Origin of the sequence: Candidatus Bandiella numerosa, assembly GCF_029981845.1 — a bacterium.
GTDB classification, from domain to species: Bacteria; Pseudomonadota; Alphaproteobacteria; order Rickettsiales; family Midichloriaceae; genus Aquirickettsia; species Aquirickettsia numerosa.
Map to the genome: position 1 here is coordinate 1,196,204 of NZ_CP104164.1, position 19,984 is coordinate 1,216,187.

At 30.5% G+C, this 19,984-nt stretch carries 18 protein-coding genes, 2 tRNA genes and 1 other RNA gene; 9 read left to right on the forward strand and 12 right to left on the reverse strand.

The window, feature by feature from the left end; translation table 11 throughout:
* The first annotated feature begins 96 nt into the window (after positions 1-96).
* The 4 genes from rnpB to N3Z17_RS05730 all read left to right on the forward strand — a co-directional run bounded on the left by rnpB (position 97) and on the right by N3Z17_RS05730 (position 2,506).
* Positions 97-450, forward strand: an RNA gene (rnpB, locus tag N3Z17_RS05715) — RNase P RNA component class A.
* Between the two features lie 16 nt (positions 451-466).
* Complete coding sequence (locus tag N3Z17_RS05720) at positions 467-952, forward strand: LptA/OstA family protein (RefSeq protein WP_282471759.1); 486 nt, start codon at positions 467-469, stop codon at positions 950-952.
* Positions 939-1,649 (forward strand): LPS export ABC transporter ATP-binding protein, encoded by a 711-nt coding sequence (gene lptB / locus N3Z17_RS05725; RefSeq protein ID WP_282471760.1) that lies wholly within the window; start codon positions 939-941, stop codon positions 1,647-1,649. Before N3Z17_RS05720 ends, lptB begins: the two co-directional genes overlap by 14 nt.
* 89 nt (positions 1,650-1,738) lie before the next feature.
* Positions 1,739-2,506, forward strand: a complete 768-nt coding sequence (locus tag N3Z17_RS05730) for a DoxX family protein (RefSeq protein WP_282471761.1) — start codon at positions 1,739-1,741, stop codon at positions 2,504-2,506.
* Between the two features lie 67 nt (positions 2,507-2,573).
* Here the strand turns inward: N3Z17_RS05730 and cydB are convergent, their stop codons facing one another.
* From cydB to tsaE, 7 genes are all read right to left on the reverse strand, one after another.
* Positions 2,574-3,593, reverse strand: coding sequence for a cytochrome d ubiquinol oxidase subunit II (gene cydB, locus N3Z17_RS05735; RefSeq protein ID WP_282471762.1), 1,020 nt, complete (start codon positions 3,591-3,593; stop codon positions 2,574-2,576).
* 3 nt (positions 3,594-3,596) lie between these two features.
* Positions 3,597-4,997 carry a cytochrome ubiquinol oxidase subunit I gene (locus tag N3Z17_RS05740; RefSeq protein WP_282471763.1) on the reverse strand — a complete coding sequence of 467 codons (1,401 nt, stop codon included), beginning with the start codon at positions 4,995-4,997 and terminating at the stop codon, positions 3,597-3,599.
* Between the two features lie 325 nt (positions 4,998-5,322).
* Positions 5,323-6,051, reverse strand: coding sequence for an outer membrane protein (locus tag N3Z17_RS05745; protein WP_282471764.1), 729 nt, complete (start codon positions 6,049-6,051; stop codon positions 5,323-5,325).
* A 44-nt stretch (positions 6,052-6,095) separates the two neighbouring features.
* Positions 6,096-7,793 carry a coiled-coil domain-containing protein gene (locus N3Z17_RS05750; protein WP_282471765.1) on the reverse strand — a complete coding sequence of 566 codons (1,698 nt, stop codon included), beginning with the start codon at positions 7,791-7,793 and terminating at the stop codon, positions 6,096-6,098.
* A gap of 281 nt (positions 7,794-8,074) precedes the next feature.
* Positions 8,075-9,298 carry a cell division protein FtsA gene (ftsA, locus tag N3Z17_RS05755; protein ID WP_282471766.1) on the reverse strand — a complete coding sequence of 408 codons (1,224 nt, stop codon included), beginning with the start codon at positions 9,296-9,298 and terminating at the stop codon, positions 8,075-8,077.
* A complete protein-coding gene (locus N3Z17_RS05760; protein ID WP_282471767.1) occupies positions 9,295-9,975 on the reverse strand; it encodes a cell division protein FtsQ/DivIB in 681 nt (226 codons plus the stop codon). Before N3Z17_RS05760 ends, ftsA begins: the two co-directional genes overlap by 4 nt.
* A gap of 156 nt (positions 9,976-10,131) precedes the next feature.
* Positions 10,132-10,554 carry a tRNA (adenosine(37)-N6)-threonylcarbamoyltransferase complex ATPase subunit type 1 TsaE gene (gene tsaE / locus N3Z17_RS05765; RefSeq protein WP_282471768.1) on the reverse strand — a complete coding sequence of 141 codons (423 nt, stop codon included), beginning with the start codon at positions 10,552-10,554 and terminating at the stop codon, positions 10,132-10,134.
* Between the two features lie 100 nt (positions 10,555-10,654).
* Between tsaE and N3Z17_RS05770 the strand changes: the two genes are divergently transcribed.
* Positions 10,655-10,729 (forward strand) — tRNA-Gln (locus N3Z17_RS05770).
* 102 nt (positions 10,730-10,831) lie between these two features.
* A complete protein-coding gene (locus N3Z17_RS05775) occupies positions 10,832-11,209 on the forward strand; it encodes a TrbC/VirB2 family protein (protein ID WP_282471769.1) in 378 nt (125 codons plus the stop codon).
* Between the two features lie 280 nt (positions 11,210-11,489).
* Here N3Z17_RS05775 and N3Z17_RS05780 read toward each other — a convergent pair.
* A tRNA-Arg gene (locus tag N3Z17_RS05780) sits at positions 11,490-11,566 on the reverse strand.
* Entirely contained in the window at positions 11,566-12,042 is a 477-nt protein-coding gene (greA, locus tag N3Z17_RS05785) for a transcription elongation factor GreA (protein WP_282471770.1), read from the reverse strand. The genes N3Z17_RS05780 and greA overlap by 1 nt, the downstream gene beginning before the upstream one ends.
* Before the next feature lie 217 nt (positions 12,043-12,259).
* Here greA and N3Z17_RS05790 point away from each other — a divergent pair, with 217 nt between their 5' ends.
* From N3Z17_RS05790 to rodA, 3 genes are all read left to right on the forward strand, one after another.
* Positions 12,260-12,673: a helix-turn-helix domain-containing protein gene (locus tag N3Z17_RS05790; RefSeq protein ID WP_282471771.1), complete on the forward strand. Its 414-nt coding sequence runs from the start codon at positions 12,260-12,262 to the stop codon at positions 12,671-12,673.
* Positions 12,674-12,734: 61 nt separating this feature from the next.
* On the forward strand, positions 12,735-13,808 hold the full coding sequence (prfA, locus tag N3Z17_RS05795; protein WP_282471772.1) for a peptide chain release factor 1: 1,074 nt from the start codon (positions 12,735-12,737) through the stop codon (positions 13,806-13,808).
* 3 nt (positions 13,809-13,811) lie between these two features.
* The gene (gene rodA / locus N3Z17_RS05800) at positions 13,812-14,927 is read left to right on the forward strand and encodes a rod shape-determining protein RodA (RefSeq protein ID WP_282471773.1); all 1,116 of its coding nucleotides are present in this window, start codon (positions 13,812-13,814) and stop codon (positions 14,925-14,927) included.
* 169 nt (positions 14,928-15,096) lie between these two features.
* Here rodA and secA read toward each other — a convergent pair whose 3' ends face one another.
* The 3 genes from secA to groES all read right to left on the reverse strand — a co-directional run bounded on the left by secA (position 15,097) and on the right by groES (position 19,872).
* Entirely contained in the window at positions 15,097-17,745 is a 2,649-nt protein-coding gene (gene secA / locus N3Z17_RS05805) for a preprotein translocase subunit SecA (RefSeq protein WP_282471774.1), read from the reverse strand.
* Positions 17,746-17,908: 163 nt separating this feature from the next.
* Positions 17,909-19,564 carry a chaperonin GroEL gene (groL, locus tag N3Z17_RS05810; RefSeq protein WP_282471775.1) on the reverse strand — a complete coding sequence of 552 codons (1,656 nt, stop codon included), beginning with the start codon at positions 19,562-19,564 and terminating at the stop codon, positions 17,909-17,911.
* 17 nt (positions 19,565-19,581) lie between these two features.
* On the reverse strand, positions 19,582-19,872 hold the full coding sequence (gene groES, locus N3Z17_RS05815) for a co-chaperone GroES (RefSeq protein ID WP_236869976.1): 291 nt from the start codon (positions 19,870-19,872) through the stop codon (positions 19,582-19,584).
* Positions 19,873-19,984: the final 112 nt, after the last annotated feature.

Here is a 19,984-nt window from a genome sequence, read left to right on the forward strand (position 1 = left end):
TAGGAATACACATTTCTATTCCAAAAAATACATTTTTGCAAACTTAATTATATATTCAATGTAGATTTTTTAGTAAAATTGCTTTATTTTGATACAGCAGGTAGCTAGATGGTTGCTATATTTATATATAGAGGAAAGTCTGGGCTTCATGGAATGATAGAGCTGGATAACTCCCAGCAAAGGTAACTTTAGGGAAAGTGCCACAGAAAATATACCGCCTAGCAGTAGGTAAGGGTGAAATGGTAAGGTAAGAGCTTACCGATTCTTTAGTAATAAGGAATGCATGGTAAACCCCTCTAGAAGCAAGATCAAGTAGTGCTTAATAATGCCATATTCCAGGCTAAGAGCACGGGTAGATTGCTAGAGTTTAATGGTAACATTAAATCGAGATGAATAACCATCAGGTGCGTTTTGCACTTACAGAACCCAGCTTATAGGCTACCTGTGCTTATAATTTATGAATATAATGTTAAAACTAAATTTTCTCATACTGTTTTTCTTATTGATCCTGCATTCGCATGCATTTGATTCAAGCATTGGAGATATTTATATTGAATCTAAAAATCTAGATATAGACCTTGCTACTAAAAAAGCAGAATTTTTTGATCATGTAGTCGTTAAACAAGGTGATATTAAAGTTTCAACAGATAAATTAGTTATTTTTTTTAAAAATAATGAAGTGAAGAAAATTGATTTTTTAAATAATGTCAAATTTCAAATGCGTGATAAGCTAATTTTAGGTGATAAAGCTGAATATACAAAAAATGACAATACTTTAAAAATTATTGATAATGTTATATATAAAGGAGACAATAGTGAAATAAATGGAGATATTTTCACATATAACTTAAAAACTAAAGTATCAAAATTAAGTTCAAAAAAGAAGTTTGATAATAAAATTAAAGGGCGAATAAAAGCAAAATTTAAAATAAATAAAAATGTTGGTAGCTGAGAATTTATCTAAAACATATGCAAAGAAAAAGATTGTTAAAAATGTAACTATATCAGTTCAGAATTCTGAAATAGTTGGTTTGTTAGGTCCAAACGGTGCAGGCAAATCAACTTCATTTCACATGATTTCAGGTTTAATAAAACCAGATGTTGGTAAAATATTTTTCAACGGTATTGACATAACTAATTTATCGTTGTCATACCGCGCAAAATTGGGAATTGCATATCTTCCGCAAGAGATATCTGTTTTTAGGGGTATGACTGTGCAAGAAAATATAATGGTTGCTCTGGAAATGATAGAAAAAAATAAGCTCAATAGGGAGCAAAGATTAGAAGAATTACTTGCTCAATTCTCTATTGAACATTTACGATCCTCTTATGCAATATCTTTATCCGGAGGAGAAAGAAGGAAACTTGAGATAGCGAGATGTGTCGCGATAAATCCTAAGTATATTTTACTCGATGAGCCACTGGCAGGAATTGATCCAATTGCAATTGATAATTTAATGAATTTAATTAAGAGTTTAAAAAAGCAAAATATAGGAATATTGATTACAGACCACAACGTAAAGGAAGCATTAAACCTAATTGATAGAGCATATATTTTATATAACGGGAGTGTCATTGCATGCGATGACAGTAAAAATATTGTTAAAAATAAACAAGTTCGTAGAATTTACCTTGGAAAAAATTTTTAATAGATATACAATCTGGTTCAATATTTCATTGTTTGTGATTGATGCGAGTAGTTGATTTTAAGCCTTTAATTTTTCTACAACTGATATTAATGAGTTTAAGTTTTATTTTTCAAGTTTACGAGATAAACAGCCCATCATTCATGGTTGAGAAATTTGGATATAATGTTTTAACTTTTTCTCTATTAACTATTATATTGATTGTTATGGAATTAGTTGTGCCAGTTCCATCATTTTTATTAGCTGGCTTTACGCTTGTTGTAAATTTAAGGCTTTGCAGTTTAATTGGTTTTAAAATGCCCGTATACATACTGATTTTGATTTTTTTCATTAAGGCTATTCAATTCATACTCATTGCTAAATCAAGTATTCATCAAATTTATAAATTAGGGTTTCAAAATACTGATTATCACTTATATTGGCTTAGTATTTTTATAAGAATTTTGTTAGGCTACGATTTTATACCATATTTCTGTGATAAATTATTTGAAGGTACTATGATACAGTCAAAAAGAATAGATGATTTTCATAATTTAGGAATTGGGATAGCAACAGCAATAGTGATATTTACGGGAATTATAGAATTATTTTGCAGTCTAGCATTTAGTTGTGGATTTTTAACAAGAATTGGATCTATCACACTCACCTTATATCTAGCAATAACTACATTCCTTGGATTAAAATATGGTTATCATTTTGCTTGGGTTAGTACTTCTAGCGCTGGTTGGAACTATCCAATATTATGGTCATCAATTATCTTCTCATTTGCATTTTTTCAGCCCAGCGAATTTAGTATTGATAAATTTTTATTAAAATACAATAAAACCCCAAAATTACTGAGGAAACTTATTACATTTTAATTAAGATTGATCTCAATTTTAAACTTTGGCTATATCCATAAATTGTCATTCATAGTCATTGCATCAATCAATATATTTTTCCTTTTTGACTTTTACCTCTGAATACATAATAACTATATCCAGTATAAGTTAAGATTATTGGCAATATTATCACTACACCTACAAGCATCAATGATAGTGATTGAGGTGCTGCCGCTGCCTCCCAAATAGTTATCTTTCTAGGAACAGCCCATGGCCATAGTGAAATTCCAAAACCAACAAAACCAAAGCAAAATAATAAAATACTTAGTAAAAATGGTGTTAACTCATTATTTTCAATTATTGATTTATATAAAAAATATGTAGTTATAACAGTCATGAGTGGAATTGGTAATAAGTAAAGTATATTTGGAATTTTGAACCATGTATCAAAAATTTCTTCATCAATAAATGGTATCCATAAGCTAATACAGGCCATTAAAGTTGGTACGTATATCATAGAGTATAATGCACATTTTTTAGCCCATTCTTGAGTATGTTTTTCAGTTTTTAATATTAGCCATGTTGCACCTAATAATATGTATCCAAAAACCAAGGAGATACCAGTTGTAATTGAAAAAGCAGTTAACCAACTAAATTCCCCACCTGCATAAACTCTTCCTTCAACGTCAAATCCCTGTATAATTGTGCCCAACACAATCCCTTGAAAAAATGCAGCTATCAATGAGCCAAAATGAAATGCGCCATTCCAGATTTTTTTCTTTGCTGGACTGGATTTTGATCTAAATTCAATTGCCATTCCTCTAAATACTAACGCAATAAGCATTAAAATTATTGGTAAGTATAAGGCCGGTATAACTATTGAATAAGCTAAAGGAAATGCAATAAATAATACTCCTCCGCTTAACACTAACCAAGTTTCATTTCCATCCCAAAAAGGGGAGATAGAGTTAACCATAGTATCTCTACAATCTTCTGTAGGTGCAAACGGTAATAAAATACCAACACCCAGATCAAATCCATCCAGTAATACATAAAAAAATATTGATATAACCAATATACATAACCAAATTATTGGTAAATTTAAAAAGCTTGAGAAATCCATCATATTTTACACCTTGCTATACATTTTTATAAACACATCTCTTACATAACTTGTTTTTAAGCTTGCTTCTTTTTTGCTACTCCAATCTCCCTGCTTGATGCCAATTTTGACTAATTGGAATATGTAAAAAATACCAAAACTCATCATAAACATATAAACAATGAAGAAAAGTATCAGTGTAAATAATACTTGATGTGGAGCAACATTAGATGCTGCTTCTGAAGTTCTCAATAAGCCATATACAATATATGGTTGCCTTCCAACCTCCGTAACCACCCATCCAGATAATATAGCAACAAATCCCATTGGGGATATTATCATGCACCATTTATGAAAATTACTTGATGTAAATAATCTTTTTTTAAAAAATAGATAAACTCCAAAATATGCAGTAAATAGCATTAATAAGCCTATCCCCACCATAATTCTAAACCCGAAAAAAACAAGTTTTACTGGCGGTCTATCTTCTTTTTTCCATGATTTTAAGCCTTTAATTTCTCCATCTAGAGAGTGTGTTAAAATTACACTAGCCACTTTTGGTATTTTGAGTGCGTATTTTGTTACCATTTCCTCTTCATCAGGCCATCCAATTACCGTTAAAGGAACACCTTTTTCTGTATCCCAAACTGCTTCCATTGCGGCAATTTTAGCTGGTTGATATTCTTTCGTATTAAGGCCATGACTGTCTCCAACAAATATTTGTATAGGAATTAGCACTGCTACAAAAAAGATAGCCATTGTTAGCATGATTTTAGCATGTTCTAAATATTTTTTTTTCAGAAGATAGTATGATGCAATCCCTGCTGTAACAAAGGCTGTAGTTAAATATGCTGCAAAAAGCATGTGAAAAAATCTATATGGAAAAGATGGGTTAAAAATAATATTCATCCAACTTTTTGGATAAAATATTCCATCACTTCCTATTTCATAACCTGCTGGCGTATGCATCCAACTACTAGCTGCTAATATCCAAAATGCAGATATTACCGTTCCAATTGCAACCATACACGTTGCAAAGAAGTGAATTTTATTACTGACTCTGCCCCATCCAAATAGCATAATACCCAGAAAACCAGCTTCTAAAAAGAATGCAGTAAGAACCTCAAATCCGAAAAGTGGTCCCAACACATTACTGGTCTTATCAGAAAATACAGCCCAATTAGTGCCAAATTGATACGACATAACAACCCCTGTCACCACTCCCATACCAAAAGTAACAGCAAATATCTTTATTAAAAATTTGTATATCTCTATGTAAACAGGGTGTTTTGTTTTTAGCCATAAAGCCTCTAAAACAGCCAACAAACTAGCTAGGCCAATCGTGAAAGAAGGAAAGATAATATGAAATGATATAACAAATGCAAACTGAATCCTTGATAAAAATTCTGCACTTAAATTTAAAATCATACGAAACATTAAACTAGTTATCTCAACGCTAACCATAGTATTTATTAAGCAACAAATCAATAACTTAATAACGAAGAAGCAAATCGCCAACTAAACAAAGATACCGACAATTTCAGGCTTTAAAATTTACCTTTTTATCATGGGGTAACTAAAACCTAATAATCCCATTACAGAGGACGCGTAGTTTAGAAAAACAAAATTAAGATATTAACAAAGCTATCAACTCTTTTTGGGTATCGTAGAGATGTAAAAATCTATTGATTTTATTAGATCAGGTTCTGATAGATTAAAATTTAAATCAATACCTCTAATTATCCTAGCTATATCACATAAAAACTCTAAGCCCAAAGCTTATGACATGCACTTTATGTTTAGATTCTATATTATCGCTGTGAGGCATCATTTTATCTGCTTTATGCTTAATTTTACCTAGATCATAATATTTATAATTTAAATCTATTAATGATGAATCGCTTATTTTAAATGAGCTTCCTAATGTCAAACCATAGGCAAAAGAATTATTTTTATTACTTTTACTGTATTTCACATACGTTAAAGGTGCATTTAGTATTAAATTACCACTTTTTTTATCATATAAATATTCACTTACAGAATTTTGGCTCATGCCAATACCTAATCCAGTATAAACATTAAAAATTTTGTAGTTTAATAAATCATAGTACAGATTAGTCATAATAACTGCGCTATTAACGTTAAATTTTGATAATGATTCTGCATTAGTTTGATATAGCAATTCAGTAAGATTATTTTCACTACTTGATACTGAGACATCGCTAGTTCGGTAAGAAAATTTAGCATTATTTAATTTTGATATTGTGAGATCGGCTCTAAAATTATTATTAAATTTATATCCTAAACCAACATTATAAAGTTGCCCGCCATGCAATCTAGTTTTTTCATAATCTTCAGATAATTTATTATAATAAGGTATTCCAAAATCAACTCTTATATAACTATTTTTCTCAGATGCATATAAATCTTGATTTGATTGTAACAAAACAAGAAGTAATAAAATTTTTAAAATGTTTTTCATAAAATTCTCTTTTAATTTATTTTAAATATGTGAATGATAGGTGACTAAAAGTCATAGTTCCATATACCACCTTCATCATTACATGGATCTATAATTTCCCTAGAAAAATTTTCTATAAGTTTTTTGTCAGTACACATATCATCTAATTTATAATTCTTTGTTGAACCATCTTTATATTTTGTTTTAATTATGGCGTTTTTTTGCACAACACCTTCTTTTTGCCACGTACAAAGTAACCCTTTTAATGAACTTTCGTTCCATATAGGTCTTGTGTCGCTATACCTACTAGTAAACCATTCAGTGAACTTATCTACAATCCTATCAAAAATTGATTTATTACTACTTGCTCCATCATAATATTTTTTATATCTTTGATGCATCAAATCGCACGACTCCTTATACCCATTCATTTTACTTTTTTGTGCTGCTAACAAACTTGCCTTTAAAGTACTCACTTCTGCCGTAAATCCTAATATTTTCAAATCAAACTCTGTAATTTTACTATTTTTCTCATCAAGTAACTTTTTGGAGCTTTTTAGATTTTCACTACAACTATTAGAGTCAATAGTTAATTGACTATTTGTATGACCTAAATCCAGATTTTGCTTTTTTAAATCTAAAATCTCCCCTTCTTGTTCTTTATCTTTTGTAGTTAATGTATCGTGCTGAGTTGTTAATTGCTCAAATTTTGTCTTAAACCCATCCCTTTCATTCTCTGTTTTGCTTAAATCTTTTTGGCATGATTCTAAATTACTGGTTTTACTGGAAAGTTCAGCATTGAGATTATTATTTTTTTCTGTGATAGTAGTTTTTTCAGTTGTAATTATTTCCAAACTTGATTTACATGCAACTAAGTCATCTTTAATTTTGTCCAAATTATCTTCTAAAAGCTTGATTTTTGAATTCAATGTTTCTACAACGCCTTCACACTTCTTCCCTAGATTTTCTTGACATCCTTTTAAATCCTCTTTTAAGCCATTAATATTGTTTAAAACCTGATCATACTCAATTTTTAATTGAATTTTTTCCCCATTAATTTTGTCATAATTACCCTGAAGATCATTTAATTTTATTTGAGTATTTCTATTATCTTCACTTAATGTTTGCTTAGCATTTTCACATTCAGTATTCTTATCCTGTAGCAGCCTTTCTCCAGTTTGATTTTCATTTTCTAATTTATTTTTTTCAGCCAGTAGCTTTGTATTATCAGATGATTTTGATTCAAGAGAATTAAGACACTCTGCACCATTAGCATCAGATTGTCGCAATTGGTCTTTTAATCGCAGAATTTCATTAGTAAAACCATTCTTCTCATTTTCACAATCTTGCGCTTTATTATTCACATCATTAAATAAATTCCTGAGCCCAAACATAGTTGAATTAAGAGTTTCATATCGAGATTGAAGTTTGTTTAATTCTAATTGCGAATTTGCTTTGTAATTCACAAATGATATAGATAGAGCTTTTTTATCAGTATCACACAAGTTGTAATTAGCGCTTTGTGTATCATATTGCTTTTTTAAAATATTAATCTGATCTTGCAATTCATTTAACTTATAATCATTACTTTGCGCATCACATTGGTTTTTTAAAGCGTCAATTTCACCTTGCAGTTGCTGAATTTTCGCCTTTAAATTACTAAACTTAAATCCTTCTTCACGATGGTTGTCGCATGTAATACATGCATTATTTACTGTCCAATCGTATTCCGCTTGAATTTTCTCCTTGCTGTGATAACCCATGTACACCCCCCATATTACCAAAATAATGGGTGAACTAAACTAACACATCCACCCTGTATGGTTTTACTCTTTCATGAAATTTTAGCATTGTCAAAAATTTTAAAATCTATTTAAGCCCAGAATTTAATTTTTCTCAGATTTGCTTGATATACGATTGATCAATAATATCTAAGGAGCACCATCATCTCATCTTAAAAAGCAAAATCTAAATACCTGTAAATAAGTTACTACGTAATCAGCCATTTTATAATAGCTAAAAGGGCAATTCTGAATATATAGCTTTAAAAATTCTCTTTAAGCCATACCCAAATTGATTTTAAAACCCCTTTTTTGTCTTCAAGCAAATTCTTTTTGTGATGATTCATATTTTCTATGCATCTTAACATTCCTATCGGAGCGGAAAAGCTACTCTTTAAAAAATTACTAGGAATCCCCTCTTGATTATTAGGCATACCAATTCTCGCTTTTACCTCAAAGACTTCCTCTATTAGTTCTTTCATCCCTATTGATTGTGCGCATCCACCTGTAAATATTACTTTACTTACTAATTCCATCATATCATTATCTTCTAGCTTACTTTTTAGCAATGTTAATATTTCATGCATTCTTGCAATAATTACATCATTAAGCTCATTTTGATTAATAAAACACTCATCTTCATAGGATACATCCATATCAACCTTTATAGTCTGAGCAGACGAATCATCAACTGACCTAATCATAGAACCATGTTTATTTTTAATTTTCTCAGCTATCTTCATATCTAAATTAAACACCTTGGCAATATCTTTTGCAAGATTTATGCCACCATATGGCACTCCATCCGTAAAAATTATTTTGTCATTAACGAATAAAGAGATTGTTGATGAAGCACCGTTAACTTCAATTAATGCACAACCAAATTCCATTTCTTCACTTTTTAAGCATGCTACCCCCGCAGCGTATCCACTGCATATGTATCCTTCAATTTTAAGTTGACATAGCTCAAGACATTTTGAAATATTTACTGTGTAGTTTATTGGCACACTTACCATATGAAAAAATCCTGTCAGTTTATTTCCATAAAGCCCCAGAGGGTAGGATATACCTCTATTACCATCTAATATATATTCGTATGGAAAGGTATGTACGATCTCTACCTCTTGCTTACTAAATTTTCCCAGCACTTTAAATAAAAGCTTATTTAAATCTTTAACAGTAACTTCTTGATTTGAAAGAATTATATCTGCCGAACTTCTTTCAGAAATAAGAAATGATGAATTAAGACTTATAAACACACTTTTAATATTAACTAAAGCCATTTTTTCCGCTACTTCCACTGATTTGATAATGGCATTTTTTGCAATTTCCAAATTAACAATCATGCCAGATTTAACTCCACCTGAAGCAGTTTCCGACACTCCTAAAATTTCATAATTATCCGCATATATTCTCTTAACTATAAAGCACGTTATTTTTGTACTACCTATGTCTAATATAGAAATTATATTTTTTCCTTTAATCATACTTTATCTTTCAATCTTAAAAATAGCTTTTCTGGATACAATCTCAAATCTATTATATCAATTTTATCCTTATACTTTAAACTGTTTAACACTTTTTCCGTTTTTTTAATTGAATTAGCAATATTATTTTCTGGTAATTTAATCACTATATTATCTTCAATATATACGTCCCATCTTCTATTACCAACATAATGTAGGCTTTTAATTTTTCCATACAATGAAAAAGGTTTTAATAAATCAAGAAACGTCTTTAACTTATCATTAAAATTTTGTCCGAATATTATAACCAAATTTTTATATGAATCTACATCTTTTATTTTTAGTATTTTACTACCCTCTTCATCAATTAACCAAGGCGAATTTTTATTCCACCATATAGCAAACGGCTTACGTTCATTAATTGTAATTTTTATTAGTCCTGAGTAATTTATATTGACGTTAACATCACTAATTTCATCTAATTTAAGCAATTTATCCCTGATGTCGTTCGCAGAAATCAAATATAGCTTTTGTCCTACCCTAACATTGATTAACTCAAGTATAGATTTTTTTAGCAACAAATTGTTTCCTAAAACATCAATTTTTTTCAAACTAGCAAAGTTTTTAAAATTATTATGCAAATAATTTTCAATGTTTTCCATATAAGCATTGTTTTTAGCATAATAATATGACGTCATAAATATTACTAATAGGAGGATAGATTTTAAAAACAATCTACGTATCATCACATTAATTAATAAATAGCATGAGGCTAATATAGCAATATTATACTTTTATTACCATAGATTAAATTTATTACTTTTTTTACAATACAGCCTATGTAATAAGTAAAATCAGTAATCTAGTATTAACCTTCTGTGAAATTCATCATTAGTAAATTCTATATGGGCCTTCAAGTAATTTTTCTTAAGCAATTTTTCCGCAATTTCACCCCACTCAATAATTAAAATTCCATCTTCCATAGCATCTTCAATTCCAATGTTAAGCAATTCTTTTTCAGATTTAATTCTGTACAAATCAAAATGCCAAATTTTAAATTTTTTAACATCATAAATGTGAACTAAATTGAATGTTGGGCTTGTTACATTTTGTGGATCTCCTCCTAGATTTTCAACAATACTTTTGGTAAAAGTTGTTTTACCCGATCCCAAGTCACCATATAATAATAGTACTTTGCTCTTTAATAACATTTCACCAATTTCATGTGATACTTTTTTCAATTCATCAAAGCCATATTCAATTATTTTTCTAGTCATAAAAATTATCTAATGCATTCAAAATGCTTTTATAACATAAAATAATCAATAAATGCTTGAAAAAAATAATTTCACATATAATATCACCTACATATTCCATTGGGATGTAGCCAAGCGGTAAGGCAACGGTTTTTGATACCGTCATGCGGAGGTTCGAATCCTCCCATCCCAACCATAAATAATTTCAACATCAACAATATTAATGTTATAAAAATATTGCCAATTATAACCATTGTGCTACTGTTTAATTTAATATAACTTTAATTTAGTAGGCAAGATGTTGTTAAATTTTAAAAAAATAATGGTCATTTCTTTGATGATCTTTTCTATGAACTTTTTACATGTCACTTATTCACATGCGGACCCGGCAGCAACTGGAACAACGCCAAGTGACCCTACAGATGCAGGACAGGGAATTGCTAATGTACTTTGTAACGTAATTGCAGTTGCTCAGGGAGCAACTGGCAAAACAATAGCTACGCTTGTAATTATATCTATGGCAATTGGTTTGTTCTTAGGAAAAATTACTTGGGGTGTTGCCATAGCAGTTGCAGTTGGTATGGGCGTTCTATTTGGAGCAAATACAGTAGTTTCATTCATATCTAGCTCTGATGGAAAAGGAAGTGGTAGTGTTTGTCCTAATAACAAACCCTAATAACAAATATTTTAGGAATTTTGAATTAGCTTAACGCTTTTTCGGTACCTAAGCCAAGGATAGTAGGCAGTTAATCTGCCACTTTTCTTGGCTTTTTTTGTATTCAAAATCTCTCCAAGTACATTGCACCATATGTTGCTGTTATAAATAAATACAAAGATATAACCAATATCTAATGATGTGACTTGTATCGACCTGCAATCATAAATCCCGATAACACTCTATACTCTTTCATCTCTGAATATAAAATAAGTCTAATATAATTATAACTACAATGAAATGGTGCATTTGGAGGGATTCGAACCCACGACCTATACCTTCGGAAGATAGCGCTCTATCCAGCTGAGCTACAAATGCTAAATATAATCGACAGATTTTATTTGATAGTATTTTACACCTTTGGGAGTTTTAAATTCCAATGATTCATTGACTTTTTTTCCTATTAAAGCTTTAGCGAGTGGAGAAGAAATTGAAATTAAACCTTTTGAAACATCTGCTTCATATTCACTAACAATTTTATAAAATACTTCATCGCCTTTCTCTTCATCAAATAATTTTATTGATGCACCATATTTTATCTCTGAACCTTGAATTTTTGTTATATCAATAACCTCTGCCCTAGAAATTTTATCTTCAAGTTCGGATATTTTTGCTTCAATAAATCCTTGTTTCTCTCTGGCTGCATGATACTCTGCATTTTCGGACAAATCGCCATGTTCTCTTGCTTCTGCAATAGATTTTATAACATTAACTCTTTCTATGTTCTTTAAACCCATAAGCTCAAGTCTAAGCTTATTCATACCTTCTTTTGATATTGGAAATCTTTCTACCATTTAATTTACTGCACTAATACTTGATAAAGTTGAATATTTATTATATATATACCAATAAGTATTTTTTTTAAATGAAAATTATTACTATTATAGATATATGTAAGGATTAGGTGATTCTAATATCTGGTGTATATTTCTGTATTCGTATTGTTTTGGTACTTAAAGGTTTGCATTCTAAATTATACAAAGTTGGACTAAGTGGGAGGGTTATAAGCTTATGGTCAATTCTAACGATAAAAATATCCATCATGTAGATTTATATGTTGGCGAAAGATTAAAACAAAAAAGGCTTGAAAGAGGAATAAGCCAAGACGATCTTGCTGGATCAGTCAACCTTACCTTTCAACAAGTTCAGAAATATGAAAAAGGAGTTAATAGGGTAAGCGCAAGCAAACTTTATGATTTCTCTAAATTTTTAAATACTAATATTAGCTATTTTTTCGATGGGATAGATAATTATGATACATCAGGTACAAAAGAAATTGATTATGCATCTGATGTTACCCAAAATACATTTGGAGATAATATTAAACCTAAAGAAATTGAGATGTTAGTCAATGCATATAAAAAAATTCCCAATTCAGACGTTAGGAAAAATATTTTAGCATTATTAAAATCATTATCTTCCTGAATGGTTGATAATTATATTGAACCTGTTAGATTGTTTACTAAATTTAATAGTCTAAATATATATGGCGTTTGAAGATAGACTGCATAAAATAATAAGTAGGTACGAAAGTTTAAGTGACAAATTATCTGATCCTTCTAAAATTCCTTCTCAGGATTTTGCCAAGATTGCAAAGGAGCATTCTGATTTGTCTGAAATCAGCTTCTCTGCAATTGAGTATTTGCAAAATTTAGAATTATTAAAAGAGGCCGAAGATATATTATTAAATAGTGGTGAAAAAGAATTAAAAGATTTGGCACTTGAACAAAAAAGAGAATCTAAAGCAAATTTAGAAATTATTAAAGAAAACTTAAAAATAATGCTGTTACCTAAAGATATAGCCGATGAAAAAGGAGCTATTATTGAAATCAGAGCTGGAACTGGTGGTGACGAAGCTGCTTTATTTGCTGGTACATTATTTAAAATGTACCAAAAATATGCTGAAAACCAAAAGTGGCAATTTGAAGTATTATCTATCTCTGGTATAGTCTTAGAGGGATGCAAAGAAGCTATGGCATCGATTAGTGGTAAAGGAGTATATAAAAAGCTAAAATATGAATCCGGTGTTCATAGAGTTCAAAGAGTGCCTACAACTGAATCAAACGGAAGAATTCACACATCGGCAGCTACTGTAGCTGTTTTACCTGAGGCCGAAGATATTGATCTTAAAATTAACGATAAGGACTTAAGAATCGATACATATAGATCCAGTGGAGCTGGCGGTCAGCACGTTAATACAACAGATAGCGCAATAAGAATAACCCATATCCCTACCGGTTTAGTTGTTGTTCAATCTGAAAAATCTCAACATCAAAATAAAGCAAAAGCTTTAAAAATTTTAAAATCCAAACTATATGATATCGAAAGGGAAAAAAAGGATAAGGAAATGTCAGATTTACGAAGAGTACAGGTTGGAAGTGGTGATAGATCAGAAAGAATTAGAACATATAATTTTCCTCAAAATAGAATAACAGATCATAGAATTAACATGACTATCTATAATTTAGAAGAAGTGTTACAAGAGGCAAAATTAGACCAATTTATCGATGCACTTGCTGCAGATGATCAAGCAAGAAAAATTTCTCAAGAAGAGAATTAATTAATGATCAAACAAATATCTCTTGCAAAAAAAGAATTCTTATTAATTAAATTGTTCATAGCATTAATACTAATTTTGCTATCAGTTAATCTCTTTGCAATGTTTTCAATTGCAGGCGGAGTAATAGATACTATGGTCAGCAAACAAATTAGCATCACATTAATTTCATTCCTTATTGCTTTTTTATTTTCTATAACAAATATCAGATTTATTTTTAGTAATTCATATTATATTTATTTATTGGTTTTATTAAGCCTAATTATAACTGATTTTTTAGGGTATCAGGCCATGGGAGCTAAGAGGTGGATAAATTTAGGATTCATTAATATCCAGCCTTCAGAATTCATGAAAATCGCAGTTATCTTGGCATTAGCAAAATTTTTTCACAATTGCCATATAAATAATATCAAAAAATATAGAAATTTGATATTTCCATTAATGTTAATAATATTACCTACTTTATTGATATTAAGACAACCAAATTTAGGTACATCATTAATCATAATTTTAACATCTCTAACTATATTATTTATTGCTGGAGTTAGGATACAATTATTTATTTGCCTAGGGTTATCTGCTGTTCTGAGCTTACCAATTATTTGGAGGTTCTTACATGATTATCAAAAAACGAGAATACTTACATTTTTAGACCCCACCACCGATACATTAGGCGCAGGATATAACATTATTCAATCTATTATAAGTATCGGTTCTGGTGGACTTTTTGGAAAAGGCTTTTTAAAGGGGTCTCAAAATCAGTTAGATTTTTTACCTGAAAATCATACCGACTTTATATTTGGTTTAATAGCTGAAGAAGGCGGTTTTGTATTATGCGCCCTACTATTAACAATATATTCTCTAATAATCGCAATATTATATGTAATATCAATACAATGCTATTCTCATTTTTATAGAATATTTATTTTAGGATTCGCTTCCCTATTATTCTTTCACATAGTGATTAATATAGGGATGATATCTGGGTTATTGCCGGTTGTAGGAGTTCCTTTACCATTGTTATCATATGGAGGTTCTAACTACCTTGCAATAATGATAGGCATAGGCTTGACTATAAATATTTATTTGAATAAAACTAAAGTTTTACCAAAGGGCAGTTAATTGATAATATCAAAAGTTCCAGCATAGCATACTATATTTCCTCAAACCGATTTTAAAATGAAGATGGCCACAACGGCTTCATTTTTTGCCTCACTAAATCTCGAGTGTGCCATACATAACTAACCCCAATAATTAATCCCTACCAAATTTTATAGATATCGATTTTTGATTATATTAGCATTCCATGGCAATGCTTGTATTTTTTATTCGAGCCGCATGGACAAGGTTCATTTCTAGCAACTTTACCCCATGTGTTTGAGTTATTTGGATCAGTTGATTTTTGATTATCTATTAGGGAACTAACCTCTTTTTTACTCTCATGAATATTACCCATCGAATCCAGCTCATCTAGATTTGATAATTCATGTGATATTTGGATTTTTGCAGATGTACAAATTATGTTTTCATCAAGCTCTAAAAACATATCCTCGAATAGTTTAAAAGCCTCAAATTTATATTCATTCAATGGATCTTTTTGCCCATATGCTCTTAAATTTATTCCTGCCTTTAACCTATCTAAAGAGTGAAGATGCTCTTTCCAAAATTGATCTAGGGTGACAAGAAAAATCCTTTTCAAAGCTTCATTAAACACTTCATCACCAAACTGCTTTCTTTTATTTTGAAAAATTTCTGCAGTTAAATCATTTAGCTTACTTAATATTTCTGCCTTTTTTTGGCCTTCCTCAATATAAAAATCAACTCCATAAATTCTATGAATTTCATGTGAAATTTCCTTTTTTTCCCATTCTTCTTCAAACGATTTATCTAGTATAAACTTGTTTATCAAATATTTATTCTGTACTTTCACTTTTTCATCAATAATGTCATCAAATTTTTCTTCTCTCATAATGTTAATTCTTTGCTCATAAACAACCTTTCTTTGTTCATTCATTACATCATCAAATTTTAATAAATTTTTTCTGATTTCATAATTTCTTGATTCAACTTTTTGCTGAGCTTTTTCTAATGACTTATTAATCCATGGATGTTCAATAGCTTCATCGTCTTTAAGCCCAAGTTTCCCTAAAAAATTCCCTATTTTAACTGAGCCAAATATTCTCATCAAATCATCCTCTAGTGATAAAAAGAACTTTGTTCTCCCTGCATCTCCTTGTCTACCTGCCCTACCCCTTAACTGATTATCAATTCTTCTAGATTCATGCCTCTCAGTACCAATTACAAATAAACCTCCAATTTCCAAAACTTTTTTTCTATCTTGCTGTATTTGTTGCTTAATTAATTCAACTTCTGGATCAGGTATAATTTTTCCCATAGATTTAGCTTTTATTATAACTTCTTCATTTCCACCAAGTTTTATATCAGTACCACGCCCTGCCATATTAGTTGCAATTGTGACTGCACCAGGCCTTCCTGCCTGTGCAATTACATCAGCTTCCTGCTCATGTAATTTCGCATTAAGCACATTATGCTTAATTCCATTTTTCCTTAAAATCTTAGATATATGCTCAGATTTTTCGATACTGATAGTGCCTATTAATATTGGTTGTAATTTATCATGAGCCTTTTTAACCTCTTCAAGTATTGCGTCATTTTTTGCATTTTCAGTTTTATATATTACATCATGCTCATCAATCCTGGTTACAGGTATATTTGTTGGTATTTGCACAACTTCCAAATTATATATACTCAATAACTCTTGCGCTTCCGTCATTGCAGTTCCTGTCATACCAGCAAGCTTTGGATACATTCTAAAATAATTTTGAAATGTGATAGAAGCTAATGTTTGGTTTTCATCTTGTATAGAGACTTTTTCTTTTGCCTCAATCGCCTGATGCAATCCTTCTGAATATCTTCTTCCATCCATTATTCTACCAGTAAACTCATCTATTATTAATACTTTCCCATCTTTTATTATGTAATCAGTATCTAATTTAAATATTTTATGCGCCTTAATCGCTTGATTTAAATGGTGCACAATATCCATGCTTTCTATATCGTAAAGACTGCTATCTTTTTTTATAAGCCCTAAATCTTTTATTAACTGTTCAACCCTCTCATTTCCTTTGTCAGTAAAAAGTACTGATTTACTTTTTTCATCCAATTCATAATCATCTTCATATAATAAAGATGCAATGTTGTTTATTTTAATATATAGCTCTGGACTGCTAAATGATGGACCAGATATTATCAAAGGTGTCCTAGCTTCATCAATTAATATACTATCAACCTCATCAATAATTGCAAAATTGAATTCTCTTTGTACTAGTGAATTAATATTATGCTTTAAATTATCTCTTAAGTAATCAAAACCGAATTCATTATTAGTGCCATAAACTATATCGCATTCATACACTCTTTTTTTCTCTTCCTCAGGCGTATTATTAACTAAACATCCAACGCTTAGATTATGAAATTCGTAGATTTTTCCCATCCATTCTGAATCTCTCTTTGCTAAATAGTCATTGACAGTTACAACATGAACTCCCTTACCAGTTAAAGCATTTAAGTATACTGGCAACGATGAAACAAGCGTTTTACCTTCACCAGTTTTCATTTCTGTAATCATTCCTTTATGTAAAACCAAACCACCTAAAATTTGGACATCATAATGCCTTTCTCCCAATACCCTTTTAGCAGTTTCTCTAACAACAGCAAAAGCTTCTACAATGATATCATCCAATGCTTGACCATTTTTTAATCTGTCTTTAAATTCTTTAGTCTTAGCTTTTAGCTCATCGTTGGAAAGAGCACTAATTTCTTTTTCAAAATTGTTTATTTTATTTAAAACTGGGTTCAGTGATTTTAATATTTTTTCGCTTCTGGTACCAAAAACTTTTCTAGCTATATACTTTAACATTATGATTATATTTCAAAATTTTAAAAAATGGATATTGATTTTATGTGTTCATATTAAATCATGTTTAGGCATTATGCAATGTTGTTTTTACTGACTTTATTGAACAAAAAAAGCTCCAAGATTCTCTCCTGGAGCTTTAGTGAAAATAGAAAGTACGGAATTACTACATTCCCATACCACCCATTCCTCCCATACCACCCATTGGCATTCCACCACCTGACATTGAGTCATCTTTTTTTGGAGCATCACAAACAGTTGCTTCAGTTGTAACTAATAGCGATGCAACCGACACAGCGCTTTGAAGTGCATTTCTAACTACTTTTGTAGGATCCACTATACCTTTTTTAAATGCGTCTACAACTTCGTGATTTTGAGCGTCATAAGTCATAGTATGCTTATTTTGTTCTAATAATTTTTCAACTATTAATGCACTTTCCATTCCAGCATTCTCAATTATCTTACGAATTGGAGCTGATAAGGCTTTTCTAACAATATCAATCCCTACAGTTTCATCTGCATTTTTACCTTTCATTCCATTTAATGCTTTTGAGGCATATAATAATGTACATCCACCACCAGGAACAATACCTTCTGCAATTGCCGCTTTAGTAGCGTGGTAAGCATCTTCAACTCTATCTTTCTTTTCTTTTACTTCAACTTCTGTGATTCCACCCACTTTCAATACAGCGACTCCACCTGCTAATTTTGCAAGTCTTTCTTCTAACTTTTCTTTATCGTAATCAGATGTAGCTTCAGCAATTTGAGATTTTATTTGATCACAACGAGCTTTGATATCAGACTTATTACCTGCGCCATTCACAATTGTGGTATCATCTTTTGATATTAATATTTTTTTAGCACTACCAAGGTCATCTAAAGTAACATTTTCAAGCTTATGCCCAAGATCTTCACTAATTAGTTGAGCTCCTGTTAAAGCAGCTATATCTTCAAGCATAGACTTTCTTCTATCTCCAAATCCTGGAGCTTTAACTGCAGCAACTTTTAAGCCACCCCTTAGTTTATTTACTATCAATGTAGCTAAAGCTTCACCCTCAATATCTTCAGCGATGATTAAAAGTGGTTTAGATGATTGCACAACTTCTTCTAAAAGTTTTATCATTTGTTGTAAATTGCTAATCTTCTTTTCATATACTAAGATGTGTGCATCTTCTAATTCACATGTCATTTTTTCTGAATTGGTAACAAAATATGGTGAAATATAACCTCTGTCAAAATTCATTCCTTCTACTACCTCTACCTCAAAAATATCACTTTTATTAGCCTCCTCAACAGTTATAACACCATCTTTACCAACTTTTTCAAAAGCTTTAGCAATTTTTTCTCCAATGTCTGCATCACCATTTGCAGATATAGTAGCAACTTGAGATATTTCCTCAGATGAAGAAATATTTTTAGAAGCCTTTTTAATTTCGTTAAGAATTTTTTCACTTGCAGCTTCAATACCTCTTTTTAAATCCATTGGATTCATCCCAGCAGTAACAGCTTTAACTCCTTCTCTCGCAATAGCTTCTGCCAAAACAATAGTAGTAGTTGTACCATCACCAGCTCTATCATTAGTTTTATTTGCTGCTTCTTTCAGAATTTGTGCACCTAGATTTTCAACTTTATCTTCCAGTTCAATTTCTTTTGCAACTGATACTCCATCCTTTGTAATTTTTGGCGCACCAAAAGATTTTTCGATTACTACATTTCTTCCTCTTGGCCCCAATGTTACACCTACAGTATCAGCAACTATTTTTATACCTTTTAGTAGCTTGTCTCTAGCTTGTGTTCCTTTATCAATCATTTTTGCTGTCATTTTAAACTCCTATAAATTTATGATTTAATTATTCCTAAAATATCTGATTCCTTCATGATAAGGTATTCCTTGCCATCAAGTTTCACTTCTGTACCACCCCATTTAGCAAATAAAATCTTATTTCCTACCTTAACATCCAAAGGAGATATATGACCTTTATCATCTTTTACACCAGATCCAACTGCTATCACTTTACCTTCCATTGGTTTTTCTTTCGCAGTGTCAGGTATAATAATACCGCTCTTGGTTTTGTGTTCTTCTTCTAGTCTCTCAACTAGTACTCTATCATGTAATGGTTGAAAATTCATTTTTACCTCAAAAAATAATTAGCTTTAAATATGCACCTTATATATACGTCAATTATTTATTTTCAAGACTTTGAAAGTAAAATTCTAAAATCAATTTTTTGTATTGAAGTGA

Coding starts and splice junctions, on each gene's coding strand:
- N3Z17_RS05720 (WP_282471759.1), top strand. CDS start 467: ATGTTAAAACTAAATTTTCTCATACTGTTTTTCTTATTGATCCTGCAT.
- lptB (WP_282471760.1), top strand. CDS start 939: ATGTTGGTAGCTGAGAATTTATCTAAAACATATGCAAAGAAAAAGATT.
- N3Z17_RS05730 (WP_282471761.1), top strand. CDS start 1,739: ATGAGTTTAAGTTTTATTTTTCAAGTTTACGAGATAAACAGCCCATCA.
- cydB (WP_282471762.1), bottom strand. CDS start 3,593: ATGATGGATTTCTCAAGCTTTTTAAATTTACCAATAATTTGGTTATGT.
- N3Z17_RS05740 (WP_282471763.1), bottom strand. CDS start 4,997: ATGATTTTAAATTTAAGTGCAGAATTTTTATCAAGGATTCAGTTTGCA.
- N3Z17_RS05745 (WP_282471764.1), bottom strand. CDS start 6,051: ATGAAAAACATTTTAAAAATTTTATTACTTCTTGTTTTGTTACAATCA.
- N3Z17_RS05750 (WP_282471765.1), bottom strand. CDS start 7,793: ATGGGTTATCACAGCAAGGAGAAAATTCAAGCGGAATACGATTGGACA.
- ftsA (WP_282471766.1), bottom strand. CDS start 9,298: ATGATTAAAGGAAAAAATATAATTTCTATATTAGACATAGGTAGTACA.
- N3Z17_RS05760 (WP_282471767.1), bottom strand. CDS start 9,975: ATGACGTCATATTATTATGCTAAAAACAATGCTTATATGGAAAACATT.
- tsaE (WP_282471768.1), bottom strand. CDS start 10,554: ATGACTAGAAAAATAATTGAATATGGCTTTGATGAATTGAAAAAAGTA.
- N3Z17_RS05775 (WP_282471769.1), top strand. CDS start 10,832: ATGTTGTTAAATTTTAAAAAAATAATGGTCATTTCTTTGATGATCTTT.
- greA (WP_282471770.1), bottom strand. CDS start 12,042: ATGGTAGAAAGATTTCCAATATCAAAAGAAGGTATGAATAAGCTTAGA.
- N3Z17_RS05790 (WP_282471771.1), top strand. CDS start 12,260: ATGGTCAATTCTAACGATAAAAATATCCATCATGTAGATTTATATGTT.
- prfA (WP_282471772.1), top strand. CDS start 12,735: ATGGCGTTTGAAGATAGACTGCATAAAATAATAAGTAGGTACGAAAGT.
- rodA (WP_282471773.1), top strand. CDS start 13,812: ATGATCAAACAAATATCTCTTGCAAAAAAAGAATTCTTATTAATTAAA.
- secA (WP_282471774.1), bottom strand. CDS start 17,745: ATGTTAAAGTATATAGCTAGAAAAGTTTTTGGTACCAGAAGCGAAAAA.
- groL (WP_282471775.1), bottom strand. CDS start 19,564: ATGACAGCAAAAATGATTGATAAAGGAACACAAGCTAGAGACAAGCTA.
- groES (WP_236869976.1), bottom strand. CDS start 19,872: ATGAATTTTCAACCATTACATGATAGAGTACTAGTTGAGAGACTAGAA.